Here is a 25,967-nt window from a genome sequence, read left to right on the forward strand (position 1 = left end):
GGACATTGATGGACCAGAGCAGGACAAGCGAAGTTGAGCAGCCGGCAAGCGGCGCGAACGACGGCGATGACGGCGGCGGCGAAGCCGCGCAGTTCGATCTGTTCGGGATGCCGGTGGAGCAGGCGCCTTCATTGGCGAACGCGTCGGCGCAGGCGAATGCTCACGGCGGAAAATCGCGGCGCGCGTCGTCTGCCGATGTTTCCCGGTTCGACGCCGAACCATCTGCCGCGACCGCACCAACTGGAGCTGCGCCGCCACCCGAGCGCCGGCGTCAGGCGCGCACCACGGCCCATGAGGCCGGCGCCGCCGCGTCGCTCTGGCAGGACTTGGACGAAGAGGCCCTCGACAGCGCCGCGCCGCAATCTGCTCCGAGCGCCACCCCAATCCCCGCAGATGCGCCGAAAAAACGCCGCGCCCGCGAAATCCTCGCCGCTCCGCCATCGCCCGAACTGCTCGCGCTCGCTGCAGAACTCGCGCCGCAAATCCACCTCGGCACGTCGACCTGGTCTTTTCCGGGCTGGAATGGCATCGTCTATGGCGACGAATACAGCAACAGCAAACTCTCGCGCGACGGCCTCACGGCGTACAGCGCGCATCCGCTGCTCAAGACGGTCAGCATCGACCGGTCGTTCTATCAGGCGCTGCCCGTCACCGATTACCTGCGCTACGCGCAGCAGGTCCCCGAGCATTTCCGCTTCATCGTCAAGGCGCCGATGACGGTCACCGACGCCACCGTGCGCGCCGGACACGGCGAACCGGTCGCGCTGAACCCGTGTTTCCTGAACGCGCAAATGGCGATCGACGAATTCGTCACGCCCTGCCTCGAAGGACTCGGCGCGAAAGCCGGCGCGCTGGTGTTCCAGCTTTCGCCGCTGCCGGATCAGATGCTCGCGCAGCCGGCGGCGTTCATCGAACGCCTGGCCGAATTCCTGATGGCCTTGCCGAAGCTGCCGCACGGCACCTGCTACGCGATCGAAATCCGCGATGCGAGTCTGCTCACGCCGCGCTTCATCCGCACGTTGAAAACGGCGGGCGTGCGCTATTGCGTGGGCATTCACGCGCGGATGCCGGACCCGCTGCGCCAGGCCGCCGCGCTGGCGCTGCTGGACGGCGAGCCGGCCGGACCGCTGATCGTGCGCTGGAGTCTGCATGGCGGCTTCAAATACGAACAGGCGAAGGCGAAGTACGAGCCGTTCAACCAGTTGGTCGATCAGGACCCCGCGACTCGCGCGTCGCTCGCCGAGCTGGCCGCGCGCTACGCGCTGGCCGGCCAGCCGGTGGTGATCGCGATCAACAACAAGGCGGAAGGGTCGGCGCCGTTAAGCTGTGTGGAACTGGCGCGCGAGATTATCGATGCGTATGCGCGTCAGGCTCACGACCGGGAACATGAGGACGAAGCGCCGCCATCGGACGATGGGGAACAGCAGGCAGGAGACGGCGAATCCCGCGACGCACCGGCTTCCTAGGTGCGGCAGGTCGGGCGGCACGGCAACAGGTCAGGCAAGGCTCATTTGCGGAGCCCTCCTTGCATGCGCTGCGAGCGCGCATTGAACGCAGACCGCGAAGCGCCGTAGCGAGCGTGAACGGCTGCCCGGCCCCGAGCGCAAGGCCCGGCATCGAGCAGCCCGCCCGGCCCCGCCTCAGCCCGCCTTGATCCTGTGCGCGAACTTCTGACGAAACTTCGCCACTTTCGGTGCCACCACGAACGAGCAGTACCCTTGATTCGGATGCTGCGCAAAATAGTTCTGGTGATAAGCCTCGGCAGACCAGTAGTTGCCGTCGAGCGGCAGCACCTGGGTGACGATCTGCCCGTCGTATATCCCCTGTTCGCCGATCTCGCGGATCGCCTGCAGTGCCGTCTCGCGCTGCGCATCCGAATGCGTGAAGATGACCGACCGGTACTGCGTGCCGACGTCGTTGCCCTGCCGGTTGAGCTGCGTCGGATCGTGGATCGCGAAGAAAATATCGAGAATCTCGCGATAGCTGATCTTCGCCGGATCGAAGTCGACCTTCACCACTTCGGCGTGGCCGGTTTCGCCGTCGCACACCTGCTCGTAGGTCGGATTACGGGTCTGGCCGCCCGCATAGCCCGACTCCACCGCGTTCACGCCGTCGACGCCCAGATACACCGCTTCGAGGCACCAGAAACACCCGCCACCCAGGGTGGCGACTTCGCCTGTCTGACTCATGCTGCTCGCTCCTTCATGCTGATGGTCGGCCTATGCCGGTCTTGCATCGCCGCAACGCTCGTGCCACGAACGGGACTTGCCAGCTTAGCGGTTTTTCCGCTGACCGGCTGGGGTCGCGGCCAGTGCGCCGCGATTGCAGTTAAAATTGGGACAAATCGACGATTTTCACTATGACTTTCGAATCATTTGTTTCCGAGCATGCGAGCGATGGGTTCTGTCCGGCTTCGGCCCCGCTAACGCGAGGAGCCGCCTCCCGATGAAGCGCGCCAGCCCGCCCAATTTCGACCAGAGCGCCTTCAAACAGGCGCTCAGCCAATTCGCCACCGGCGTCACCGTCATTACAACGCGAGCAGAGTCGGGCCAATTGATCGGCATCACGGCCAGTTCATTCAATTCAGTGTCGCTCGATCCGCCGCTGGTGTTATGGAGCCTTGCCACCCGCTCGGCGTCGATGCCGGTGTTCCAGGCCAACAGCCACTATGTGGTCAACGTGCTGGCCGCCTCGCAACTCGATCTATGCAAACGCTTCGCGACCGTGAAGGGCAACCGGTTCGAAGGGGTGTCGCACGCGCAGGGCGATACCGGCATGCCGGTGCTCGACGGCGCGCTCGCGTGGTTCGAATGCCATAACCGCAGCCGCTACCAGGAAGGCGATCACGTGATTTTCGTCGGCGAAGTGGAACGCTGCGGCGTGCATGAAAATGTGGCGGAAATATCTCCGCTGGTGTTCCAGAACGGGCAGTTTCACGGGCTCAAGCCTCTGTGAACGGTCGGCCGCGCTTCGGCGCTGCCGACCACTCCCTTCAGCGGTCGTTATGCGCCGCACCGTGCCCGGTTTTCTTCACTAGCGAGACCGGCACGCCCGAATCTTCCTTCAGCGTCTGCAGCACGATATTCGAGCGAATATCCATCACGCCCGGCGCCTTATACAGACGCTGCAGCACGAAATCCGAATAGTGCTTGAGGTTATGCGCGAGAACCCGCAGCAGATAATGGGTCTCGCCGGTCACGACGAACGCCCCAACCACTTCCGGCCAGTCGCGCACCGCGTCCGCGAAACGCTCGTGCCAGTTCTCCTGGTCGTTGCGCATGGACACCTGGACGAACGCCTCCAGTTCGAAACCCAGCACTTCGCGATTCAGACACGCGCGGTAATGTTCGATGACACCCTGCTCTTCCAGCAGACGCAAACGCCGCAAGCAAGCCGACGGCGAGAGCGAAATGCGCTCCGCGAGATCGAGATTGCTGATTCGTCCTTCTTGCTGGAGCACCGTCAAGATACGGCAATCGGTGGCGTCGAGCGAGATCGCGTTCATATTCGGTCTCCCTTTCCCGTTTGACTCAAATTATGTTCCAAGACAGCGGGCGGAAGGTGATTTTTTCGCAATCACATTTTGCAGCAGGCCGCCTATCATTCCCGCATAGCCACAATTCATCGATGGAGACATGCAAACACTCTGGGACATCACCCCCGCCGTCAGTACCGCGACGCCCGTCTGGCCCGGCGACACGCCGGTCGGCATCGAACGCATGTGGCGCATGGAAGCGGGCTCGCCAGTCAACGTCGCGCGGCTGACGCTGTCGCCGCACACCGGCGCGCATACCGACGCCCCGTTGCACTACGACCCCGAGGGCGCGGCGATCGGCGAGGTGCCGCTCGACGCCTACCTGGGGCGATGCCGGGTGATTCATTGCATCGGCGCGTCGCCTGTTGTGACGCCACAACACTTGACCGGCTCGCTCGACGACCTGCCGCCGCGAGTCTTACTGCGCACTTACAAAAACGCGCCGACGACCGCCTGGGACAGCGCGTTCTGCGCGGTCGCGCCGGACACCATCGATCTGCTCGCGTCGCGAGGCGTGCAGCTGATCGGCATCGACACGCCGTCGCTCGACCCGCAGGAATCGAAAACGATGGACGCTCACCGCCGGATTCGCGCGCATCGGATGGCGATTCTCGAAGGCATCGTGCTGGATGCCGTCGCTCCCGGCGACTACGAACTGATCGCGCTGCCGCTCAAGCTGACCACGCTCGACGCGAGTCCGGTGCGCGCGGTGTTGCGCGCGCTGACCGAAACGCGCTGAGCCGCGCCGAACCCGGCCGCCTCGCCGAACCTTACTGATCCAACCGACGGAACCACTATGAATCACCGTGACGAAGCATTGGCGCTCGACAGCGCCGACCCGATCGCGACGCTGCGCGACCAGTTCGCGCTGTCGCCGACCACCATCTATCTCGACGGCAATTCGCTCGGAGTGCCGCCGGCCGCCGCCGCGCAACGCGCGCAGACCGTGATCGCCGCCGAATGGGGCGAAGGCCTGATCCGCAGCTGGAACAACGCCGGCTGGTTCGCACTGCCGCGCCGTCTCGGCAACAAGCTCGCGCCGTTGATCGGCGCGGCCGACGACGAAGTGGTCGTCACCGATACGATTTCGATCAACCTGTTCAAGCTGCTGTCCGCCGCGGTGCGGGTCGCGCAGGCGCGCGATCCGAAGCGTCGCGTGATCGTTTCCGAGCGTTCGAACTTCCCGAGCGATCTCTATATCGCGCAAGGCCTGATCGAGCAACTCGACCGCGGCTATGAACTACGCCTCGTCGACGATCCGTCCGAGCTGCCCGCGGCGATCGGCGACGACACCGCCATCGCGATGATCACGCACGTGAACTACCGCACCGGCTATATGCACGACATGGCCGCACTGACGAAGCTGATCCACGACAAGGGCGCACTCGCGCTGTGGGATCTCGCGCATTCGGCGGGCGCGGTGCCGGTCGACCTGAACGGCGTGGGCGCGGACTACGCGGTCGGCTGCACGTACAAGTATCTGAACGGCGGTCCTGGTTCGCCCGCGTTCGTGTGGGTGCCCAAGCGCCATCAGAACGAATTTGCGCAGCCGCTGTCCGGCTGGTGGGGTCATCGCGCGCCGTTCGAGATGGACCCGGCGTATCAGCCGGATAACGGCATTGGCCGCTTCCTGTGCGGCACGCAACCGATGGTGTCGATGGCGCTGGTCGAATGCGGGCTCGACGTGTTTCTGCAAACCGACATGCAGGCGGTCCGCAAGAAGTCGCTCGCGCTGACCGATCTGTTCATCGAACTGGTCGAAGCACGTTGCGGCGAGTTTCCGCTCACGCTCGTGACGCCGCGTGAGCATGCGCAACGCGGCTCGCATGCGAGCTTCGAACATCCGCATGGCTATGAGGTGATGCAAGCGCTGATCGCGCGCGGCGTAATCGGCGACTACCGTGAGCCGCATGTGTTGCGCTTCGGCTTTACGCCGCTCTATACGCGCTTTGTCGATGTATGGGACGCCGTCGAAACCTTGCGCGAAGTGCTTACGCAAGAGACCTGGCGGGCACCTGAATTCGCCGCTCGCGGCGCTGTGACCTGAGGAGCGCGCGATGACCGATCACATGCAAACACCGGGTTTGCCGGAAGAACCCGTCACGCAGGGGTGTCCGTTTGGGCATGGGCGCGGGGGGGCTTCGGCTGCTTCCGCTGCAGCTTCAGTTGCATCTTCAACCGCCAAAGCTTCCGATGCCGCTGACAGCGGCTGGCATGACGCGCAGCTCGACTTCTCCGAATCGATGAGCTACGGCGATTATCTGTCGCTCGGGACAGTGCTGGATGCGCAGCACCCGTTGTCGCCGGATCACAACGAGATGCTGTTCATCATCCAGCATCAGACGAGCGAACTGTGGATGAAGCTCGCGCTGTATGAACTGCGCGCCGCGCTGAAGGCTGTGCACCGCGACGAACTGCCGCCGGCGTTCAAGATGCTCGCGCGCGTGTCGCGGATCATGGAGCAGCTGGTGCAGGCGTGGAGCGTTCTCGCGACGATGACGCCGTCCGAATACACCGCGATGCGGCCTTATCTCGGTAGTTCATCGGGCTTCCAGTCGTACCAGTATCGGCAAATCGAGTTTCTGCTCGGCAACAAGAACGACCAGATGCTCAAGCCCCATGCGCATCGCGCGGACGTGTTCGCCGAGGTGAAGGCCGCGCTCGAAGCGCCTTCTTTCTACGACGAAGTGGTGCGCCTGCTATCGCGCCGGGGCTTTGCGATTGCCTCTTCGAGGCTGGAGCGGGATTGGACCCAGCCTACCACTCACGACGCGTCGGTCGAAGCGGCCTGGCTCGAGGTGTACCGCAATCCGTCGCAGCACTGGGAACTTTACGAGATGGCCGAAGAACTGGTCGATCTCGAAGACGCGTTCAGGCAATGGCGGTTCAGGCATGTGACCACGGTCGAGCGGATCATCGGCTTCAAGCAGGGCACCGGCGGAACGAGCGGCGCGACCTATTTGCGCAAGATGCTGGACGTGGTGCTGTTTCCCGAGCTTTGGCATGTGAGGACGATGCTATAGCCGGCAAAACGCGCTTGTGCAGAAACAAGCTCACCTGGCCGTATATCCCCCATCGATCGGCAAACAAACGCCGCTGATCATGGACGCCGCGTCGCTCAGCAAGAACATGATCGGCGCGGCGACTTCGGCGGATTCGGCAAAGCGCCGCAACGGAATCGCCTGTAAAGCAGGTTCGCGTTTGGCGGGCTCGCTCCACGCCTGCACCGCCATCGGCGTCAACGTGACGGTCGGATTCACGCTGTTCACGCGGATCCCGAACGGCCCCAACTCGATGCACAGCGCACGCGTCACCGCATCGAGCGCCGCCTTCGAAGCCGAATAACTCAGATGATCGTCAAGCGCCACCAGCGCCGCCTGACTCGACACGTTCACGATACTGCCCGCGCGTTTCGCGTCGAGCATCCCGCGCGCCACGTGTTTCGCGATCAGTACCGCGCCACGCGTGTTCACCGCCATCACGCGATCGAAGCTCGCGCCCGTGGTGTCCACCGCTCGTTCGAGCAACGCGATCCCGGCGCAATTCACGAGTCCGTCGAACACGTCGAGCGAACCCAGCGCGTCGTCGATCGCGGCTTCGTCGCTCACGTCGAGCCTTAGCGGTTCGCAGCCGGTTTCCTCGGCCAGCCGCGCGAGTTCGTTCACGTTGCGCGCCGCGGCGACGACACTCGCGCCCGCCGCGCACAACGCCTCGACCGTCGCGCGGCCAATTCCGCTGGAAGCGCCCGTCACGAGAATCGAGCGGCCGGAAAAATCAAAGGTCGTATTCATGATGATTGCAACCGATGGATGACCGGCTTCAGAGCCGGAGACAAGTCTGTATAAACACCGAAGCGCTATTCGTACTACGCCATCCGCAGCGCGTCGGGCTACGCGCGTTCGATCGACGTGACCCAGCCGCCCTGGGCCGCTTCACGCTCGATCATTCCGACGCCGACGGCCGCGAGCAACGCCGCGCCCATCGCGGCTTCCACTTCCGGTTCGATCGCATGGACCGGGTAGCCTGTGACGTCCGCGATGATCTGCATCCACAAATCCGAATGCGCGGCGCCGCCCACCACGATCAATTCGTCGTCGAGAGATTGTGCGCCTTTGCGGGCCGCCTCGAGTCCCCGTTCACGACTGACGTTCACGATCCTGCTCACGCACGCGGCTTCATCAACACCTTGATCGAATCGAGCGAGTCCGCGAGCTTGATCGCCTCGTCCCACTCTTGCAGCGAAAAGCCGTGCGTGACGATGCCCTTCGACGTGACGAGGCCGCGCGCCAGCAGATCGATGGCAATGGGATAGCAATAGGGTCCGAGGTGCGCGCCGCGCACGTCGAGTTCCTTGCGGTCGCCGATCACCGACCAGTCCAGCGTCGTATCCGCGCCGAACACCGAGAACTCGACAAAACGCCCGAGCTTGCGAATCAGCTCCATGCCCTGGTTGACGCCGATCGGCGCGCCGGTGGTTTCGATATACACGTCGCAACCGTAGCCGTCGGTGAGCGAATGGATGATCGCGAGCGCGTCGTCCTGCTGCGGATTGATCGTCACGTCCGCGCCGTACTCACGCGCGAGCGCAAGGCGCTCTTCCACGAGGTCGATTACCACCAGCTTCTTCGGCGTCTTCAGATGCGCGACTTGCGTCATCATCAAACCAAGCGGACCCGCGCCCGCAATCACCACCACATCGTCGAGTTGCACATCACCGCGATTGACCGTGTGGATCGCGCAGGCGAGCGGCTCGACGATCGCCGCGTCTTCAAGCGAGATGCCGTCGGGAATCCTGTGCACGATTGCCGTCGGCGGAATCCGCATGTACTCGGCCATACCGCCGTCCGCGACTTCGCGTTGAAAGCCGAAGATGTTGTGCACTTCGCACATCCAGTACTGCCCGGATTTGCAATACCGGCATTTGCCGCAAGGCACGATCTGTTCCGCGATCACGCGCTCGCCCTGCTTCACACCGAAGTGTTCGGCCGCGCCCTCGCCGATCTCTTCGACGTAGCCGAAGAACTCGTGCCCCGGAATCACCGGCGCCTTCACCCACGGGCTCGGGCCGCCCCAGAACATCTTCGCGCCCGAGTGGCACTTGCAGTCGCTCGCGCAGATGCCACACGCGGCGATGCGGATCACGAGTTCATGCGCACGGGCGCGCGGCTTCGACACCTGTTCGACGCGATAGTCTTTCGGCGCATGACAGACGATGGCGGTCATGTTCGGCTGGTCGGATTGAGTCGTCATTGCGTTGTCCTGCCAAGGAAGGAATGAGTGAAAAGAGAGTGGCTTTCTGCGGACGCGGCTGATGTAAATCGCGAGCAGAATGATTCCGCCCTTGATCACGTTCTGCACATACGGATTCACGCCGAGCATGTTCAGGCCATTTTCAGCATGCCGAGCAACAGCGCGCCGATGATCGAGTCGCACTCGCTCGAGATCGAGGTGCCGCTCATTACCACGGCGGCGATCGCGTCGAGTTCGAAGCCGACGCCCGCGTTCCGCCGGCCGCTCATCAAACGCGCGGTCAGCACGATCGCGGCAAACGCGGAAGTCAAACCGGCGACCGTATAGACGATCAGCTTCGCGCGCCACGCGCACGCCGGACAGACGCGTCGCCTGCTGTGCGAACACAGCGCGATACGTGTTGAAACGCGGTTGAAGTAAAACCCTGCGGCTCACAGTCCGGCGACGGACTACGCAGTCGCGCGCTGGGTGCTGGCCAACTGCTGGCTAGGTGAACGGATAAGCTGCGGCGACGCCGCGCGGCAGCCCCGGCGCGAGCACGATGGCCGGCGCGTCGTCGATGCCCGCGCCACGCGCGGCGGCTTCTTCGGACGCGTCGCGGCTCGCGTCGTTCAGTTGCTGATAGCGGCGGAATTTCGACGGCGCCATGCCCTTCACCGCGAGGAACTGCCGGTTGAAATTCGACAGGTTGTTAAAGCCCGCCTTGAAGCAGATATCGGTCACGCTCAGGTCGCCGTCGGTGAGCAACTGGCATGCGAGGTTGATGCGCATCCGGTTCACGTATTGCACGAACGGCAAGCCGGTATGGCGGCGGAAATACCGTGAGAACGCGCTGACGCTTTGACCGGCGAGCTGCGCCAGGTCCGATTCGCGCAACTCGTTAGCGAGGTTCTTGCCGATATACGACAGCACGTGATTGATGCGGGTCGACGCGAAGCCGGTCGGGTCGGCCTGATACGCGGGACTCGCGAGTGTTTCGCGGTCCTCGGCGTTCATCAGGATTTCTAACATCGACATGAACAGCACGAGCCGGCGCAACCCGCGCGCCGCCAGCAATTCCATGAACAGCGGCTGGATCGCCGCGCTGGTGCGTGCGCCGAACGACACGCCGCGGCCCGAGTCGGCCAAGAGCGCTTCGACCTGCCGCCACTCCGGAAAGCTGTCGATGCAGCTCGACACGAACTCCTGCCCGAACTGCAGGACCAGGTTGCGCTGCGCGATGGTCTCACCTTCCGGCACGTCGCTGACCCAGTTGTGCGGCAGGTTCGGCCCGATCAACACCAGGTTGCCGGGCGCGAAGCTGCTGATGTGGTCTCCGACGAACATCTTGCCGGTGGTCGCGACGATCAGATGAATTTCGTATTCCGGATGAAAGTGCCAGCGCACCGTTCGGTACGGATAGCCATGCGACCACACCTTGAACGATTCGTCGCGGCGCACGGCCACGATTTCCAGATCGGGTTGCACTGTCTGCCTCCATGAAGCGGCCGTCGGACCGGCCGCTGATTTTCGTCTTGTAGACCGAAAAGTAGTCTTCAAACGCGCCGGCCACCACTAAAAATGAGACCGTGGACCAATACTTTTTTGCATCGGGGTTAATCCTGACGCGTCCGGCGTCAAATTTGACGCAATGCAATACCCACCGCGAGCCGCTTGCGAGCGCCCGCCAAGCGACCGCAAAGAGCCGGCCAACCCCCGCCACGCCGCGCTGCGCCACGAAAACCCTGGCGCGCCGCCTTGACTTTCGTTTCGCCGGGTACGATCATTCGCTCACATGCAGAGCAAATGCTCCATCCGAGATAAAGGCAGGCTCCGAGCCGTGCGAGCAGCTGCAACCATCATGGCACCGGAGTAAGCGCTAAAGCGCTAACTCGGCAACAAGGTTATGAGATGGGAGTAGGCGCTGAAGCGCTAACTCGGCAACAAGGTCATGGGATGGGAGTAAGCGCTAAAGCGCTAACTTGGCAACCAGGTCATGGGATGGGAGTAAGCGCTAAAGCGCTAACTCCCATCGACACAGGAGACACACATGAACAGCGGGCAAGGCAGCGGCGCAGCCGCACACGTGATCCTGCACATCGGCGCGGGATCGTTTCATCGCGCGCATCAGGCGTGGTATCTGCATCGATTGAACGAGGCGAAGCCGGCCGGCGAGCCGCACTGGTCGCTGACCGTCGGCAATATCCGCAGCGACATGAACGCGGTGCTCGAAGCGCTCGCCGCGCAAAACGGCGTCTATACGCTCGAGACCGTCACGCCGCAGGGCGAGCGCGCGTACGAGACGATCCGTTCGATCGAGCGCGTGGTGCCGTGGACCGAAAACCTCGACGCGCTGATCGAAGCGGGCGCCGATCCGGCCTGCAAGATCATCGCGTTCACCGTCACCGAAGGCGGCTACTACCTCGACGAAGACGACCGGCTCGATACCGCGAACGCCGATCTCGCCGCCGACCTCAAAGGCGGCCACACCACGATCTACGGCGCGCTGGCGGCGATTCTCGACGCGCGCATGAAACGCGAAGCGGGCCCCGTCACGCTGCAGACTTGCGACAACCTGCGCCGCAACGGCGAGCGTTTTCACGCGGGCATGAGCGAGTTTCTCGAACGGCGCGGCGCCGCCGGACTGGCGCAATGGTTCGACGACCACACCGTCTGCCCGAGTTCGATGGTCGACCGCATCACGCCGCGTCCGACGCCCGACGTGCGCGAGCGCGTCAAGACCGCGACCGGGGTCGACGACGCGTGTCCGGTGATGGGCGAAGCGTTCATCCAGTGGGTGATCGAAGACCGCTTCATCGCCGGCCGCCCAGCATGGGAGAAGGTCGGCGCCGAACTGGTCGACTCGGTGCTGCCGTACGAGGAAGCGAAGATCCGCATTCTCAACGCGACACATAGCTGCATCGCGTGGGCAGGCACGCTGGTCGGGCTGAACTACATTCACGAAGGCACGCTCGACGCGGACATTCGCCAGTTCGCATTCGACTACGTGACCGAGGACGTGATCCCATGTCTGTCGCCGAGTCCGCTCGATCTCGAACGGTATCGCGACGTGGTGCTCGAACGCTTCAGCAATCCGTATATCCAGGACACCAACCAGCGCGTCGCGGCCGACGGCTTTTCGAAGCTGCCGGGGTTCATCGCGCCGACACTGTCCGAGTGTTTCGAACGCGGCGCCACGCCCGCCGCGACGGCGGTGCTGCCCGCGCTGTTCTTCCGCTTTCTCGAACGCTGGCACGCCGGCAAGCTGCCGTATGCATATCAGGACGGCGTGATGGACGAGCGCGTCGCGCGCAGCTTCTTCGCGGCGCCCGATCCGTTGCAGGCGTTCGCCGCGGACCGTCTGCTATGGGGCAGCATGGCGCAGACCCCGGAACTGGAAGCGGCGCTCGCGGGCGCGCTCGCGCGCGTCGATGTCTGGCTCGCCAAACGCGGCGCGGTTTGAACACCGCACTGCGCCCTGTTTCGAATCACGCGCGCTGCCAGGCTTAATGCGCATGGCAGCGCGCGGCATGTGCGGCTAAAGTAGCGCATCCCTAACGACGAAGGTTTCGCGCCCATGTATCTCGGCATCGACCTCGGCACGTCCGAAGTGAAAGTTCTGCTGCTCGCCTCCGATGGACGCGTGATTGGCACCGCAGGCTCGCCCTTTACCGTTTCGCGTCCGCATCAGCGTTGGGCCGAGCAGAATCCCGAGGACTGGTGGACGGGCACGCGCGCGGCGCTCGCCGCATTGCGCGCGCGGCATCCCGACGAATTTGCGCAGATTCGCGGCATCGGCCTGTCGGGGCAGATGCACGGCGCGGTGCTGCTGGATGCCGAGGACCGCGTGCTGCGCCCCGCGATCCTGTGGAACGACATGCGCAGCGACAAGGAGTGCGCAGAACTGACCGAGCGCGCGCCGGATCTGCATAGCGTCGCCGGCAATCTGGCAATGCCGGGTTTCACCGCGCCGAAGCTGCTGTGGGTCGCGCGCCATGAACCGGAGATCTTCGCGCGAACCGCCTGCGTGCTGCTGCCGAAAGATTATTTGCGCCTGCAACTGACGGGCGGCAAGGTGTCCGATCCGTCGGATGCGGCCGGCACCTTGTGGCTCGATGTCGCCAAACGCGACTGGTCGGAGTCGCTGCTCGCCGCATGCAACATGACGCGCGCACAGATGCCGGCCCTCGCCGAAGGCAGTGCGCCGTCCGGCACGCTGCTGCCCGCAGTGGCGCGCGAATTCGGCTTGCCTGGCGACGTGGTCGTCGCGGCCGGCGGCGGCGACAACGCCACCAGCGCGATCGGCATCGGCGCGACGCAACCGGGCGACGGCTTCGTGTCGCTCGGCACGTCGGGCGTGCTGTGCGTGGTCGGCGACAGTTTTCGGCCGAACCCGGCGTCCGCCGTGCACGCTTTCTGTCACGCGATTCCGGACCGCTGGCATCAGATGAGCGTGGTGTTGTCGGCGGCGAGTTGTTTGCGCTGGGTCTGCAAGCTCACCTCCACCGACGAGCCGACCCTGCTCGCCGAAATCGAGGCGCTCCCCGCCGACGCGTTGACCACCGCGCCGCTATTCCTGCCGTATCTGTCCGGTGAACGCACGCCGCACAACGACCCGTATGCGCAAGGTGTGTTCTTCGGCATGAATCACGCAACCGATCGCGCATTGCTCGGCTATGCGGTGCTCGAAGGCGTGACGCTCGCGCTCACCGACGGCCTCGACGCGCTGCGCGCGGCCGGCACTGAAGCGAAGGCGCTGTCGCTGCTCGGCGGCGGCGCGCGCAGCGATTACTGGGCGCAACTGCTGGCGGATGCGCTCGATACCGCAACCCGCAAACACGGCGGCGGCGAAACCGGCGCGGCGCTCGGCGCGGCGCGGCTCGGCTGGCTGGCTGCTGGCGGCGATCCGGCCACGGTGCTGACCAAGCCGCCAATCGAAAAGGAGTTCACACCGAATCCGCGCCGGCATGCGGAGTTGCGCACGCGGCTCGAAACGTATCGCGCACTGTATCGTCACGTGCGGCCGCTGTTCGATCCGGCGCGAGCGCCGCTCGCCTGAGTCAGCGGCAAACCACGGCCGGCTGCCGCTGAGAGGCGCAGACCGGCTGTTATCATCGGCGCACTTCAAGCGAACCGTTACCGTGCCCAAGTCCACAGAAAAACTCGATCTCGCTACTCGCGCGGCGTGGCTTTACTACGTCGCCGGCAATACCCAGAACGAGATCGCCGAGAAGCTGCAGGTCTCACGGCCGGTCGCGCAACGGCTGGTTGCGTTCGCGGTGGAAAAGAATCTGATTCGTGTGCGCGTCGATCACAAACTGGCCGACTGTCTGTCGCTGGCGGATCAACTGTCGAAACGCTACGGCCTCAGCATGTGCGAAGTCGTGCCGATCGACGGCGACACATCCGACGAAGTCGACCGCAAGCTGGCGGTGGCCGGCGCTCAGGTGATGGAACGCTATCTCGGCGCCGAAAAGCCGATGGTGGTCGCGGTGAGCAGCGGCCGCACGCTAAAGGCGGCAGTCGATCAGATCGCGCAACTGGACCGTCCGCAGCATCGGCTGGTGTCGATGGTCGGCGCGATCGCGCAGGACGGCTCGTCGAACCGCTACGACGTCGCGCTGCACATTTCCGAGAAGACGGGCGGCAAGCATTTCCTGCTGCCCGCGCCGCTGCTCGCCGATAGCGAGGCCGAGCGCGCGCAGTGGTGCAATCACCGGCTGTACCGGATCGTCGAGTCGCTGTCAGCGCAAGCCGATGTCGCGTTCGTCGGGATCGGCAATATCGGGCCGAAGTGTCCGCTGCACGAAGACGGCTTCATCACGTCGGCGGAAGTGAAGGAATTGATGCAGAACGGCGCGGTGGCGGAAATGCTCGGCTTGCCGATCGATGCCGCCGGCGCGCACGTCGAATCGCCGACCGGCCGGCGCGTGACGAGCATCGCACTCGATACGCCGCCGCGCCGCCCGACAATCGGTTTCGCCGGCGGGCAGCGCAAGCGCGAAGCGCTGATCGCGGTGCTCAAGGGCGGCTGGCTGTCGGGATTGGTGACCGATGAGTTGTGCGCGCGGGCGGCATTGGAAGCGTGAGCTTTGTGGCTTTGCGGCTGTATGCGTTCGGCTGTATGCGTTCGCTAGACAGGCAGTCACGCACGCCGGTTCGCGGATCGCGGCCTGAGTGAAACTACAAAAGGAAAGCGGAACCCCACCGCGTTACAGCAGCGGCAACCCCTCGGTAATGATGATCCGGTAATCGCCGCCCTTCAACCGCGTCTCGCTCACAGCCTGGTACGCCGGACTTCGATACCACGCCAGCGCTTCATCGTAGCCGGTGAATTCGAGAATCAGAATATCCTCGATCGCGGGCCCCTCCACCACTTCCTTGCGCCCGTGACTCGCGAGCATCATCACAGGATGCTGTTCGAAGACTGCGGGCGCGATCTGTTTGTATTCTTCCAGCTTGGCGGGGTCGAGCGTTTTCTCGCGCGTGATGACCACATAGGCGGGCATGAGCGTTTCCTGAACGTGAATGAACGGAAAGCGGCGCGCCCGCCGCTTTCCCGAACCTCACGCGGCCAGCACTTCAACGATCTTACGCTGGAATGCTTTCCCTTCGCTGTCGAACAGATGGCAGTGCTCGGGCGTGGCGCCGAGCTTCTGCGTGTCGCCCTTACCGTGTCGTTCGAGCGGCGGAATCCGCGCGATCAGGCCGTCCGGCGCGACGCTGGATTCCGCATACAGATACGCCGCGTCGCCGAGCGATTCGACCGCCATCGTGCGGGCCGACACGCCGTCGTCGGTGGTGCCCACATGCAGATGCTCGGGTCGGATGCCGACCGTCACCTTGTCGCCCTGCTTGACCGCGCCCGGTTCCACCGCGACGCGCTGCGTTTCACCCGACTCGTAGCGCACCGTGACGCCGTCATGCGTGACCGACTGCACGACGCCTTCCATGAAGTTCATTTTCGGCGACCCGATGAAGCCCGCGACGAAACGGTTCGCGGGTGCGTGATACAGCATGGTCGGGCTGCCGACCTGCTCGAGATTGCCCGCCGACAGCACGACGATCTTGTCGGCCAGCGTCATCGCTTCGACCTGATCGTGCGTCACGTAGATCATCGTGGTCTTGAGTTCATCGTGCAGACGCGCGAATTCGAGGCGCATCTTCACGCGCAGCGCGGCGTCGAGGTTCGACAACGGTTCGTCGAACAGGAACACCTTCGGCTTGCGCGTAATCGCGCGGCCGATCGCCACGCGCTGGCGCTGGCCACCCGACAACTGCTTGGGCTTGCGATCGAGCAGATGGTCGATGTGCAGGATCTTCGCCGCGTTGCGCACGGCAGAGTCGATCTCCGGCTTCTTGGTGCCGGCGAGCTTCAGGCCGAACGCCATGTTGTCGTACAGCGTCATGTGCGGATACAGCGCGTACGACTGGAACACCATCGCGATGCCGCGCTTGGCGGGCTGCACGTCGTTCACGCGTGTGCCGTCGATGGTCAGGTCGCCGCCGGTGATGTCTTCGAGACCCGCGATCATCCGCATCAAGGTCGATTTACCGCAGCCGCTCGGGCCTACGAATACGACGAACTCGCCGTCCGCGATGTCGAGGTTGATGTCGCGCATCACTTCGTTCTCGTCGTAGGCCTTTCTGATGTTGCGCAGAGTTACGCTTGCCATGATCTGTCTCCGTGTAATGCTGTGTGTTGCCTGGGTGTTGTCTGGGTATTGCCTATGCGTGCCTGTGCGTTCAGTTTTCGTCGCCGTAAAGCGCGCGCTCAAGGCGCCGCCGCCGTCGCGCTCAGCGTCCACTGCGCGACCAGATCAGGCAACTGCTGCATGTCGTCGAATACGTGACGCGCGCCGGCCGCATGCAGCCTGTCGATCTGCGCGTCGCTCGCATGACCGCCGCCGACAAAGCCGAGCACCGTCATGCCCGCCGCGCTCGCCGCCGTCACGCCCGTCACGCTGTCCTCCACCACGAGGCACGCGGCCGGCGCGAGTGCGAGCCCTTGCGCCGCCGCCAGATAGACATCGGGCGCGGGCTTCGGATTCGGCACCGCGTCGGCGCAGAAGAGGCGCTCGCCGAAGAACCGCACGAGGCCCGTGCGCGCCAGAACAGTCTCCACGTATGGCCGGAAGCTGTTGCTCGCGCAGCCTTTGACGAGCGGCACCTGGGCCAGCGCGGCCTCGATGCCTTCGACCACCGGCGCCTCTATCGCCGCCGCTTCCACCGCGCGGCGAATCGCGTCGATGTCAGCGGCGCTCAAGCTTTTGCCGAGCTGGGCCGCCGTGCCCTGCAACACCCTCTCGATGCGCAGGCCGAGCAGCGGCAGCACCACCGGCTCGACAACGGTATCGGGCCAACGCGCTTCCAGTTCGTGCACCAGCATCTGCGCCGCCACGGCTTCGCTGTCGATCAGCACGCCGTCGCAATCGCAGATCAACGCGAGCTTGCCTGGCGTCATTTGACCGCCCCGAACGTGAGGCCGCGCACCAGTTGCTTCTGCGACAACCACCCGACGATCAGGATCGGCGCGACCGCCAACAGCGAAGCCGCCGACAGCTTGGCCCAGAACAAACCTTCAGGACTCGAATACGACGCGATGAACACGGTCAGCGGCGCGGCGTTCGAACTCGACAGGTTGATGCTCCAGAACGCTTCGTTCCACGACAGGATCACGAGCAGCAGCGCGGTGGACGCGAGTCCCGGCAGCGACATCGGCATCAGCAGATAGACGATTTCCTGCCACGTCGCGGCGCCGTCGATACGACCGGCTTCGAGAATGTCGCGCGGAATTTCGGCGAAGTACGTGAACGACATCCACACCGCGATCGGCAGATTGATCAGCGTGTAGACGATCACCAGACCCGACACCGTATCGAGCAGGCCGCTGTTTTTCCACAGCAGATAGATCGGCACCAGCACGCCGACCGACGGCATCATCTTGGTCGACAGCATCCACAGCAACACTTTCTGCGTGCGGCGCGTCGGGAAGAACGCCATCGCATAAGCCGCCGGCACCGCGAGAATCAGGCACAGCAGCGTGACGCCCACTGAGATCAGTATCGAATTCCAGGCGAACGAAAAGTAATTGCTGCGCGCGAACACCTCGCGGAAGCTCTCGAGCGTCGGCGTAAAAAACAGCGACGACGCATAAGCCTGCTGCTCGGTCTTGAACGCGGTGATCGTCATCCAGAAGATCGGGAAGAACAGCAGCAACGCGACCAGCCAGGCGATCACGCCGGGAAGTCCGCGGCGGATCGCGTCGAACGGCGACTTTGCCGGCACGGTCATGGGCGCCGTTGTCGACGCCGGAGTGGAGGCAACGTGGCTCATTTTTCGTACTCCCCTTTCAGGTTCTTCGCCAGCATCCGCACGAGGAAGAACGACACGATGTTGGCCAGCACGACAGCGAGAATGCCGCCCGCCGATGCGAGACCGACGTCGAACTGTTGCAGGCCCAGCGAAAAGATCAGGTACGACAGATTGGTGGTCGCGTTGCCCGGACCGCCGCCCGTGGTCGTATAGATTTCGGCGAAGATCGAGAGCAGGAAAATGGTCTCCATCATCACCACCACCGCGATGGCCCGTCTCAGGTGCGGCAGCGTGATGTAGAAGAACATCGAGAACGGACCCGCGCCATCGATGCGCGCCGCTTCCTTCTGCTCCTGATCGAGCGACTGGATCGCCGTGAACAGGATCAGGAACGCGAACGGCAGCCACTGCCATGCGACGATCATGATGACTGCGGTGAGCGGATAGTTGGCGAACCAGTCGATCGGCTGCATGCCCACCGCGCGCATGCCCTGGGCGATGAGCCCGTACACCGGGTGCAGGATCATGTTCTTCCAGATCAGCGCGCTGACCGTCGGCATCACGAAGAACGGCGCGATCGCCAGCAGCCGCGCGACGCCCTGGCCATAGAACTTGCGGTCGAACAGAATCGCCATCAGCACGCCGCCGACCACCGTGATCACCAGCACCGAGACGATCAGTTGGAGCGTATGCACGATCGACGGGCCGAACGACGGGTCGCTGGCGAGATACCGGTAGTTGTCGAAGCCGGCGAAGCCGCGCAGATCGGGGTTCAGCAGGTTGTAGCGCGAGAACGAAAACCAGATCGTCATCGCGAGCGGAATCGCCATCCACAGCACCAGCACGGCGACCGATGGCGAGACCAGCCAGCGGGCCGAATTGGCTTTGCGGATTTCGCGTTCTTTTTCTGTCTGGGGATGGGCGTGCATGAGAGGTAGGCGCAAAGGACGCATGATTGACCACCTGTTCGGTAATGCGCGGGGCGTCCGCCTGAACGGCGTCTGCCGCGCGAAGCGCGGCGGGAACGTCCCGCTGTGCTGCGTGAGCCGGCTGACGGGCGTCAGCCGGCGCGTACCACATCACTGAAGTGGCTGGCTTGCCACGTTACTTCTGATAACCGGCCTGCTTCACCGCGCGATCCGCGGTCGCATTGCCGGCCGCCAGCGCCTGATCGACCGTCATCTGGCCGGCAACCGCACCGGAGATGCTTTGACCGACTACGGTGCCAAACGACTGGAACTCAGGAATCCCGACGAACTGCACACCGGTGTACGGCACCGGCTTGAGGGTCGGGTGATCGGGGTCGGCCGTTTCGATTGCCTTCAGCACGAAAGCGCCGAACGGTGCGGCCTTCTGGTACTCGGGGCGCGCGTACGTCGAACTGCGCGTTCCCGGCGGCACCGAAGCCCAACCTTCATCCTTCGCGACCAGTTCGATGTAGTCCTTCGACGTGGCCCACGTGATGAACTTCTTCGCCGCGTCGGGCTGCTTCGACGATTTCGGAATCGCCAGCGCCCAGGCCCACAGCCAGTGCGAACCCTTCGGCGTGACGGCGATCGGCGCCGCGGCGAACCCGACCTTGTCCGCGATCTGCGACTGCTGCTTGTTGTACAGAATGCCGGCCGCCACCGTCGCGTCGATCCACATCCCGCACTTGCCCGACGACATCAGCGTGAGGTTTTCGTTGAAGCCGTTCGAGCTGGCTCCCGGAGGACCATCTTTCTTCAGCAGATCGACGTAGAACGTCATCGCTTTCTTCCATTCCGGCGACGTGAGCTGCGCGTTCCACTTCTCGTCGAACCAGCGGCCGCCGAAGGTGTTCACCACCGTCGTGCCATACGCCATGTTTTCGCCCCAGCCCGCCTTGCCGCGCAAGCAGATGCCGTAGATGCCGTTGGCCTTGTCGGTGAGCTTGTCGGCAAATTGCGCGATCTGGTCGTAGGTCGGCTGATCGGGCATTTTCAGGCCCTTCTGGTCGAACAGATCCTTGCGGTAATAGGTCATCGAGCTTTCGACGTAGAACGGCAGCGCGTACAACTGGCCGCCGCTCGACAGGCCGTCGCGGGCCGTCTTCACGACGTCGTTCAGATCGTAGCTGGCGGGCAGATTGGTGAGCGGCGTGAGCCAGCCGCGCTTGCCCCACTGCGGCGTTTCATAGGCGCCGATCGTCATCACGTCGAACTGGCCGCTGCCGGTCGTGATGTCGGTCGTGGCGCGCTGCCGCAGCACGTTTTCCTCGAGAATCACCCAGTTCAGTTTAATGTCCGGATTCGCCTTTTCGAATGCGGGCGAGAGCTTCTTCAGCTCGATCATGTCCGGGTTGTTCAACGTCGCGATCGTCACGGTGGCCGCCGACGCGCTCAACGCAAAGCATGCAACCGCGCCGGCACTGACCGCCTTCAGCGTGGATTTGAAAGCTGGTTTCATGTGTTGTCTCCTTTCTCGTACGTTATGTGGTGCTGCGTTTGTTCTACGAAAACGACAGGGATCGCGCAGGGTTGCGTGCCCACGTTCAACTCATCCAGTTGCCACCGTCGACGTTCAGCGTCTGCGCGGTGATGTAATCCGCGTCGGCCGAGGCGAGAAACAGCGCGGCGCCGGTCAGATCGTCCGGCACGCCCATGCGGCCGAGCGGCACCGCTTCGCCGACCAGCCGCTTCTTCTCGCCGAGCGGCCGGTTTTCATAGCGGGCGAAGAGCGCGTCGACTTCGTTCCACATCGGCGTGTCGACGACGCCCGGCGCGATGCCGTTCACGTTGATCTTGTGCGGCGCGAGCGCAAGCGCCGCGGATTGCGTGTAGCTGAGCACGGCCGCCTTGGTCGCGCAGTAGTGCGACACCAGCGCCTCGCCGCGCCGTCCGGCTTGCGACGACATGTTGATGATCTTGCCGCCGTGGCCCTGCTCGACCATCCGGCGTGCGACCGCTTGCATCAGGAAGAACATGCCCTTCACGTTGACCGCGAAGAGGCGGTCGAACACGTCCCAGGATTCGTCGAGGATCGGGCGCATATCGAAGAGCGCCGCGTTGTTGAACAGAATGTCGACCTGGCCGAAGCGCTCCAGCGTGCTCGCCAGAATGCGCTCGATGTCGTCGCGGCGCGTGACGTCGGCGCTCACGCTCAGCACGCGCTCGCCGTAAGCGGCGCGCAGCGCGTCGCCGAAACTGTCCGCCGGCTTCACGTCGACCAGCACGCAGCGCGCGCCTTCGTCCAGATAACGCCGGGCCACCGCCTCACCGATTCCACTGGCCGCGCCCGTGAGAATGGCCACCTTGTCTTGCAATCGTGCCGCCACTGCCTGTCTCCGGTTCGTTCTGCTTCTTGAGGCGCAGCGAGCGAACGCTCATTGCGCGAACAATTGCTCTGCTAGTGATCGAATGATCGGATACGGACCCGGTCATGTCAAGGCGCTCGACCAGATTTCGATGGTGCAGCGCGGAAGGACGCCGCGCACGTTGCTCGTGCCTTCAGCAACACTAGTACGAGAAATCGACGACAGCCAATTCGCGTTGCGGGCAGGCCGCTGACAAAAATTCGAGATACGTTATATCATTGCGGCCTTGCTTCGCTTCGAAGCCTTTGCGGTCTGAATTGCGGTTGGTTGCCGCTTTGTCTGGAGGTCCATGCCGATGGCTACGTCGATTGCAGAACACCACGCCGTGCGGCTCGCGCATGCCGACGCGCACGCCGCCGCGCACGGACTCGCGCTGACGCCTTTGCGCCGTCAGGTGTACGCGGCGATCGTCGCCAGCGAGCGGCCGGTCGGCGCGTACGAGCTGCTGGCTGCGCTCGAACCGGAGCGCGGCCGCATGCCGCCCACGACCGTGTACCGCGCGCTCGACTTTCTGCTCGCGCACGGCTTCGTCCATCGGATCGAATCGAAGAATGCGTACGTGGCCTGCTGCGAAGTCGGCGTGCCGCATCGCAGCCAGTTTCTGATGTGCGACGGCTGCGGCGCGACCGTCGAAATTCCCGGCGACGACCTCGCCGACCAGCTGTCCCATAGCGGTCCCGCGAACGGCTTCGAAGTGCATCGCCAGGTGATCGAACTCAGCGGTCTGTGCGCGCCGTGCGCCCGCGCGGCGCGTCCCGTGGGCGGTTCGTCATGAAGCCGCGCACGAGCTGATGCCCGCAGCCGCGCCGGCCGCGGGCCGCCACGGCCCCTAACGTTTGCAGTTCATTCAACTTTCAGGCAGCAGGAAACAATGATGAAAAAAATCGGCTCGATATGGTTCGGGGCGCGCCGTGCGCTGAAACTGTCGACGTGCGTGGCCGTAGGCGCGGCGGCGTTCGCGTTCGGCCACGGCGCGTTTGCCGCGGACGCGAAAATCCCGGTGGTCGCCGCAGAGAACTTTTATGGCGACGTGGTGCAGCAACTGGGGGGCGATCGCGTCGACGTGACGAGCATCCTCAGCAATCCGGACCAGGACCCGCATCTGTTCGAAGCCAGCCCGAAAACCGCGCGCGCGTTGCAGCGTGCGAGCCTTGTGGTCTACAACGGCGCCGACTACGATCCGTGGATGGCGAAACTGCTGGCCGCGTCGAAGGGTGCGAAGCGCACCACGATCGTCGCCGCCGATCTGACCGGCAAGAAAGGCGGCGACAATCCGCACCTCTGGTACGACCCGGCGACCATGCCGAAAGTGGCGCGCGCGGTGAGCGGCGCGCTCATCGCGGCTGACCTCGCGCACAAGTCGGCGTACGATGCGAACCTCGCGAAATTTCTCGACTCGCTCAAGCCGATCGACGCCAAGGTCGCCGAACTGCATGGCCGCTACGCCGGCGTGCCGGTCACGGCGACCGAGCCGGTGTTCGGCTATATGTCGGACGCGGTGGGCCTGACGATGCGCAACCAGCGCTTCCAGCTCGCGACCATGAACGACACCGAAGCCAGCGCGGCCGATATCGCCGCGTTCGAACGTGATCTGCGCGACAGGCGCGTGCGCGTTCTGATCTATAACAGCCAGGCAACCGAGGCTCTGACCCAACGCATGTTGAAGCTCGCGCAGCAATCGCAGGTGCCGACCATGAGCGTCACCGAAACCCAGCCGGCCGGCAAGACCTATCAGACGTGGATGCTGACCCAGCTCGACGCGCTGGGCGCTGCGCTGGCCGCAGGCGATGTGAACGGTGCAAGCGGAGCGAACAGCGCGAAGGCAGCGGCCGGCGCCAAAGGAAAAACCCAATGACTTCGACTGGCCGCAACGCGCCAGCCAGCGCGCCCGCGAGCGCACTTACTGGCGCCCCCCGCGGCGCACCCGTGCTCGAACTCGAACACGTGACGCTCGAACTCGGCGACCGTACGATCTTGCGCGACACCGGCTTCGTGGTGAACCAGGGCGAATTCATCGGCGTGCTCGGGCCGAACGGCGCGGGCAAGACCACGCTGATGCGCGCCGTGCTCGGCCTCGTGCCCGCGGCCCAAGGCGCGATCCGCGTGCTCGGGCAGCCGGTCGAGCGCGGCAACGCGTCGATCGGCTATATGCCGCAGACGCGCAGCGCGCTCGCCGGCCGCCGCGTGCGCGGCCGCGATTTCGTCGCGATGGCCGCCGACGGCCATCGCTGGGGCTTGCCGCATGCGGATGCCAAAACCCGCGCCGACGTCGAGCGCGTGCTCGATCTGGTCGGCGGCCGCAAGCTGGCCGAGCGGCCACTGTCGGAGCTGTCGGGCGGCGAACGTCAGCGGCTGCTGCTCGCGCAATGCCTGCTCGGCAATCCGAAGCTGCTGCTGCTCGACGAACCGCTGATCAGCCTCGACCCGCATCATCAGAAGAGCGTGGTCGAACTGGTGCGCACGGTGCAGCAGGAACTCGGCATCGCCGTGCTGTTTTCCGCGCACGAACTGAATCCGCTGCTGAACTCGCTCGATCGCGTGCTGTATCTCGGCAGCGGCGTGGCGGCGCTCGGCACCGTCGACGAAGTGATCACGCGGCCGGTGCTATCGCGCCTGTATGGCTCGCCGATCGACGTGATGCGCGTGAACGGCCGCATCTTCGTGATGTCGGGCGGTGTCGAAGTCGAGAAGCACGATCACGAGCATGAACACGACGAGGATGGCGGCCACGCTCACTCGCACTCGCATTCACACGGGCATTCGCACGACCACGGCGGCGCGCAGGGCCACTCACACCAGCACGACTCACGCGACGGACACAAGCACGATGTTTGAATACGATTTCATGGTGAACGCATTCGCGGCGTCGGGGATCGTCGCGGTGCTGGCAGGCGTGGTGGGCTATTTTCTGGTGCTGCGCGGACAAACCTTCGCCGGCCACGCGCTCTCGCACGTCGGCTTCACCGGCGCGACCGGCGCGGTGCTGATCGGCATCTCGCCGATCTGGGGGATGATCGGCTTCACGCTCGCGGCAGGCGTCGGCATGGGCGCGCTCGGCGAACGTCTCGCCGGACGCGACGTGGCGATCGGGGTGATCCTGTCGCTGTCGCTCGGCTTCGGCTTGCTGTTTCTGCACTTCTTTACCGCGTACGCGACGCAGGTCACCGCGCTGCTGTTCGGCAACGTGCTCGGCGTGAATGCATCGACGCTCGGCGTGCTGGCCGCATTGGGCGTCGTCAGTCTGGGCGCGCTCGCGGCGATCATGCGGCCGCTGCTGTTCGCTTCGTTGCAGCCGGAACTGGCCGAAGCCAAGGGCGTGTCGCTGCGTCTGGTGTCGATGCTGTTTCTGACCATCGCCGCGCTCGCCGTCGCGGCATGCACGCAGATCGTCGGCGTGCTGCTGGTGTTCACGCTGATGGTCGGCCCGGCCGCCGCGGCGCAAAACATGACGACGCGGCTCTCGGCCGGACTCGTGCTCGCCGCCGTGTTCGCGCTGGCGCAGGCGTGGCTGGGTCTGACGCTGGCGTTCTATACCGATTGGCCGACCAGCTTCTGGATCACCGTGCTGTCGGCTGTGGTGTATGGTGGGAGTTTGTTGGGGCGGCGTTGAGCGAGCGCTGGCGCGCCGGCTGGCCGATGGCGGCGGCACACCTGCATGCCGCCGCCATCGCCCTCGCGAATGACAACGAGGTCAGCCGTTCAGCACCTTGGCGTGATGCGCTAGGTGATCCTCGATGAACGTCGAGATGAAGTAGTAACCGTGGTCATAGCCCGCGTGACGGCGCAACGTCAACGGCTGCCCTGCGGCCTGGCAGGCGGCTTCGAACACCTCCGGATTCAGCTGCTCGGCGAGGAACTGGTCCGCGAGTCCCTGATCGACCAGAATCCCCTGCGCGAACTTGCGCGACGCGTGCGCCACCAGCTCGCTCGCGTCGTACTGCCGCCACGCTTCGCGGTCTTCGCCCAGATAGCCGCTGAACGCCTTCACGCCCCACGGGCAGCGCATCGGTGCGGCGATCGGCGCGAATGCCGACACCGACCGATAGATCTCCGGATTGCGCAGCGCCAGCATCAGCGCGCCGTGACCGCCCATCGAATGCCCGAAGACGCCGAGCCGCGCGCCGTCCACCGGCAGATCGGCGAGCACCGTTTCGCGCAGTTCATCGCGCACGTAGGAGTACATGCGATAGTGCTGCGCCCAGGGCTCTTGCGTCGCGTCGACGTAAAAGCCCGCGCCCACGCCGAAGTCCCACGCCGCGCTTTCGCCCGGCACGCCGGCGCCGCGCGGACTGGTATCCGGCGCGATCAGCGCGATGCCGTGCTGCGCCGCGAAGCGCTGCGCGCCCCCCTTCGTCGGAAACGTTTCTTCCGTGCAGGTGAGACCGGCGAGATAGAACAGCGCGGGCACGTTCGCATTGGCCTGCAAAGCCTGCGGCGGCAGATACACCGAGAAGCGCATCGGCAGACCGATGGTCTGCGAGTCGTGCCGGTAGATGCGCTGCTCGCCGCCATGGCACGCGTGCGCCGAAATGAGTTCCAGCATCGCGACGTTCC

The 25,967-nt window shown here is 64.5% G+C and carries 25 protein-coding genes and 2 pseudogenes; 12 read left to right on the forward strand and 15 right to left on the reverse strand.

Annotated elements, in window-relative coordinates; genetic code table 11:
- Window positions 1-8: 8 nt before the first annotated feature.
- Window positions 9-1,466, forward strand: coding sequence for a DUF72 domain-containing protein (locus FVF58_RS21670; RefSeq protein WP_149671896.1), 1,458 nt, complete (start codon window positions 9-11; stop codon window positions 1,464-1,466).
- 174 nt (window positions 1,467-1,640) lie between these two features.
- Here the strand turns inward: FVF58_RS21670 and msrA are convergent, their stop codons facing one another.
- Window positions 1,641-2,189 carry a peptide-methionine (S)-S-oxide reductase MsrA gene (gene msrA / locus FVF58_RS21675; protein WP_149671897.1) on the reverse strand — a complete coding sequence of 183 codons (549 nt, stop codon included), beginning with the start codon at window positions 2,187-2,189 and terminating at the stop codon, window positions 1,641-1,643.
- A gap of 256 nt (window positions 2,190-2,445) precedes the next feature.
- Between msrA and FVF58_RS21680 the strand changes: the two genes are divergently transcribed.
- Window positions 2,446-2,955: a flavin reductase family protein gene (locus FVF58_RS21680; protein WP_149671898.1), complete on the forward strand. Its 510-nt coding sequence runs from the start codon at window positions 2,446-2,448 to the stop codon at window positions 2,953-2,955.
- Between the two features lie 37 nt (window positions 2,956-2,992).
- Here the strand turns inward: FVF58_RS21680 and FVF58_RS21685 are convergent, their stop codons facing one another.
- Complete coding sequence (locus FVF58_RS21685) at window positions 2,993-3,505, reverse strand: Lrp/AsnC family transcriptional regulator (protein ID WP_149671899.1); 513 nt, start codon at window positions 3,503-3,505, stop codon at window positions 2,993-2,995.
- A gap of 130 nt (window positions 3,506-3,635) precedes the next feature.
- On the opposite strand from FVF58_RS21685, the gene kynB reads away from it, so the two are divergent.
- Genes kynB through kynA form a run of 3 tightly spaced genes read left to right on the forward strand, consistent with a single transcriptional unit; the run spans window position 3,636 to window position 6,558 of the window.
- The gene (gene kynB, locus FVF58_RS21690; RefSeq protein ID WP_149671900.1) at window positions 3,636-4,274 is read left to right on the forward strand and encodes an arylformamidase; all 639 of its coding nucleotides are present in this window, start codon (window positions 3,636-3,638) and stop codon (window positions 4,272-4,274) included.
- Window positions 4,275-4,331: 57 nt separating this feature from the next.
- Window positions 4,332-5,582 (forward strand): kynureninase, encoded by a 1,251-nt coding sequence (gene kynU, locus FVF58_RS21695; RefSeq protein ID WP_149671901.1) that lies wholly within the window; start codon window positions 4,332-4,334, stop codon window positions 5,580-5,582.
- A gap of 10 nt (window positions 5,583-5,592) precedes the next feature.
- Window positions 5,593-6,558 (forward strand): tryptophan 2,3-dioxygenase, encoded by a 966-nt coding sequence (kynA, locus tag FVF58_RS21700; RefSeq protein ID WP_149671902.1) that lies wholly within the window; start codon window positions 5,593-5,595, stop codon window positions 6,556-6,558.
- 30 nt (window positions 6,559-6,588) lie between these two features.
- On the opposite strand, the gene FVF58_RS21705 is transcribed toward kynA, so the two are convergent.
- The 5 genes and pseudogenes from FVF58_RS21705 to FVF58_RS21725 all read right to left on the reverse strand — a co-directional run bounded on the left by FVF58_RS21705 (window position 6,589) and on the right by FVF58_RS21725 (window position 10,252).
- Complete coding sequence (locus FVF58_RS21705; protein ID WP_149671903.1) at window positions 6,589-7,326, reverse strand: SDR family oxidoreductase; 738 nt, start codon at window positions 7,324-7,326, stop codon at window positions 6,589-6,591.
- Window positions 7,323-7,661 (reverse strand): annotated as a pseudogene (locus FVF58_RS21710) (FGGY-family carbohydrate kinase); the annotation flags it as partial. The pseudogene FVF58_RS21710 and the gene FVF58_RS21705, both read right to left, overlap by 4 nt.
- A gap of 35 nt (window positions 7,662-7,696) precedes the next feature.
- Window positions 7,697-8,785, reverse strand: coding sequence for an alcohol dehydrogenase catalytic domain-containing protein (locus FVF58_RS21715; RefSeq protein WP_149672011.1), 1,089 nt, complete (start codon window positions 8,783-8,785; stop codon window positions 7,697-7,699).
- Between the two features lie 42 nt (window positions 8,786-8,827).
- Window positions 8,828-9,163 (reverse strand): annotated as a pseudogene (locus tag FVF58_RS21720) (ABC transporter permease); the annotation flags it as partial.
- Window positions 9,164-9,271: 108 nt separating this feature from the next.
- Window positions 9,272-10,252 carry an AraC family transcriptional regulator gene (locus FVF58_RS21725; protein WP_149671904.1) on the reverse strand — a complete coding sequence of 327 codons (981 nt, stop codon included), beginning with the start codon at window positions 10,250-10,252 and terminating at the stop codon, window positions 9,272-9,274.
- A 562-nt stretch (window positions 10,253-10,814) separates the two neighbouring features.
- On the opposite strand from FVF58_RS21725, the gene dalD reads away from it, so the two are divergent.
- The 3 genes from dalD to FVF58_RS21740 all read left to right on the forward strand — a co-directional run bounded on the left by dalD (window position 10,815) and on the right by FVF58_RS21740 (window position 14,853).
- Window positions 10,815-12,227, forward strand: a complete 1,413-nt coding sequence (dalD, locus tag FVF58_RS21730) for a D-arabinitol 4-dehydrogenase (protein WP_149671905.1) — start codon at window positions 10,815-10,817, stop codon at window positions 12,225-12,227.
- Between the two features lie 114 nt (window positions 12,228-12,341).
- Window positions 12,342-13,823: a xylulokinase gene (gene xylB / locus FVF58_RS21735; protein ID WP_149671906.1), complete on the forward strand. Its 1,482-nt coding sequence runs from the start codon at window positions 12,342-12,344 to the stop codon at window positions 13,821-13,823.
- An 82-nt stretch (window positions 13,824-13,905) separates the two neighbouring features.
- Window positions 13,906-14,853, forward strand: a complete 948-nt coding sequence (locus FVF58_RS21740; protein ID WP_149671907.1) for a sugar-binding transcriptional regulator — start codon at window positions 13,906-13,908, stop codon at window positions 14,851-14,853.
- Window positions 14,854-14,976: 123 nt separating this feature from the next.
- Here FVF58_RS21740 and FVF58_RS21745 read toward each other — a convergent pair whose 3' ends face one another.
- From FVF58_RS21745 to FVF58_RS21775, 7 genes are all read right to left on the reverse strand, one after another.
- Window positions 14,977-15,273, reverse strand: a complete 297-nt coding sequence (locus tag FVF58_RS21745) for a DUF1330 domain-containing protein (protein ID WP_149671908.1) — start codon at window positions 15,271-15,273, stop codon at window positions 14,977-14,979.
- Window positions 15,274-15,330: 57 nt separating this feature from the next.
- The gene (locus tag FVF58_RS21750) at window positions 15,331-16,440 is read right to left on the reverse strand and encodes an ABC transporter ATP-binding protein (protein WP_149671909.1); all 1,110 of its coding nucleotides are present in this window, start codon (window positions 16,438-16,440) and stop codon (window positions 15,331-15,333) included.
- A gap of 98 nt (window positions 16,441-16,538) precedes the next feature.
- On the reverse strand, window positions 16,539-17,228 hold the full coding sequence (locus tag FVF58_RS21755; protein WP_149671910.1) for an HAD family hydrolase: 690 nt from the start codon (window positions 17,226-17,228) through the stop codon (window positions 16,539-16,541).
- The gene (locus tag FVF58_RS21760; protein ID WP_188130897.1) at window positions 17,225-18,058 is read right to left on the reverse strand and encodes a carbohydrate ABC transporter permease; all 834 of its coding nucleotides are present in this window, start codon (window positions 18,056-18,058) and stop codon (window positions 17,225-17,227) included. The genes FVF58_RS21755 and FVF58_RS21760 overlap by 4 nt, the downstream gene beginning before the upstream one ends.
- A gap of 38 nt (window positions 18,059-18,096) precedes the next feature.
- A complete protein-coding gene (locus FVF58_RS21765; protein WP_149671912.1) occupies window positions 18,097-19,032 on the reverse strand; it encodes a carbohydrate ABC transporter permease in 936 nt (311 codons plus the stop codon).
- Between the two features lie 151 nt (window positions 19,033-19,183).
- On the reverse strand, window positions 19,184-20,506 hold the full coding sequence (locus FVF58_RS21770; protein ID WP_149671913.1) for an ABC transporter substrate-binding protein: 1,323 nt from the start codon (window positions 20,504-20,506) through the stop codon (window positions 19,184-19,186).
- An 85-nt stretch (window positions 20,507-20,591) separates the two neighbouring features.
- Entirely contained in the window at window positions 20,592-21,374 is a 783-nt protein-coding gene (locus FVF58_RS21775; protein ID WP_149671914.1) for an L-iditol 2-dehydrogenase, read from the reverse strand.
- Between the two features lie 334 nt (window positions 21,375-21,708).
- Here FVF58_RS21775 and FVF58_RS21780 point away from each other — a divergent pair, with 334 nt between their 5' ends.
- The 4 genes from FVF58_RS21780 to FVF58_RS21795 all read left to right on the forward strand — a co-directional run bounded on the left by FVF58_RS21780 (window position 21,709) and on the right by FVF58_RS21795 (window position 25,023).
- On the forward strand, window positions 21,709-22,188 hold the full coding sequence (locus FVF58_RS21780; protein WP_149671915.1) for a Fur family transcriptional regulator: 480 nt from the start codon (window positions 21,709-21,711) through the stop codon (window positions 22,186-22,188).
- 99 nt (window positions 22,189-22,287) lie between these two features.
- Window positions 22,288-23,268, forward strand: coding sequence for a metal ABC transporter solute-binding protein (locus FVF58_RS21785; protein ID WP_149671916.1), 981 nt, complete (start codon window positions 22,288-22,290; stop codon window positions 23,266-23,268).
- On the forward strand, window positions 23,265-24,248 hold the full coding sequence (locus FVF58_RS21790; protein WP_149671917.1) for an ABC transporter ATP-binding protein: 984 nt from the start codon (window positions 23,265-23,267) through the stop codon (window positions 24,246-24,248). The genes FVF58_RS21785 and FVF58_RS21790 overlap by 4 nt, the downstream gene beginning before the upstream one ends.
- Window positions 24,241-25,023, forward strand: coding sequence for a metal ABC transporter permease (locus FVF58_RS21795; RefSeq protein WP_149671918.1), 783 nt, complete (start codon window positions 24,241-24,243; stop codon window positions 25,021-25,023). Before FVF58_RS21790 ends, FVF58_RS21795 begins: the two co-directional genes overlap by 8 nt.
- Before the next feature lie 81 nt (window positions 25,024-25,104).
- Here the strand turns inward: FVF58_RS21795 and fghA are convergent, their stop codons facing one another.
- Complete coding sequence (gene fghA, locus FVF58_RS21800; RefSeq protein WP_149671919.1) at window positions 25,105-25,956, reverse strand: S-formylglutathione hydrolase; 852 nt, start codon at window positions 25,954-25,956, stop codon at window positions 25,105-25,107.
- Window positions 25,957-25,967: the final 11 nt, after the last annotated feature.

The sequence above is a fragment of the Paraburkholderia panacisoli genome (genome assembly GCF_008369935.1).
GTDB lineage: Bacteria > Pseudomonadota > Gammaproteobacteria > Burkholderiales > Burkholderiaceae > Paraburkholderia > Paraburkholderia panacisoli.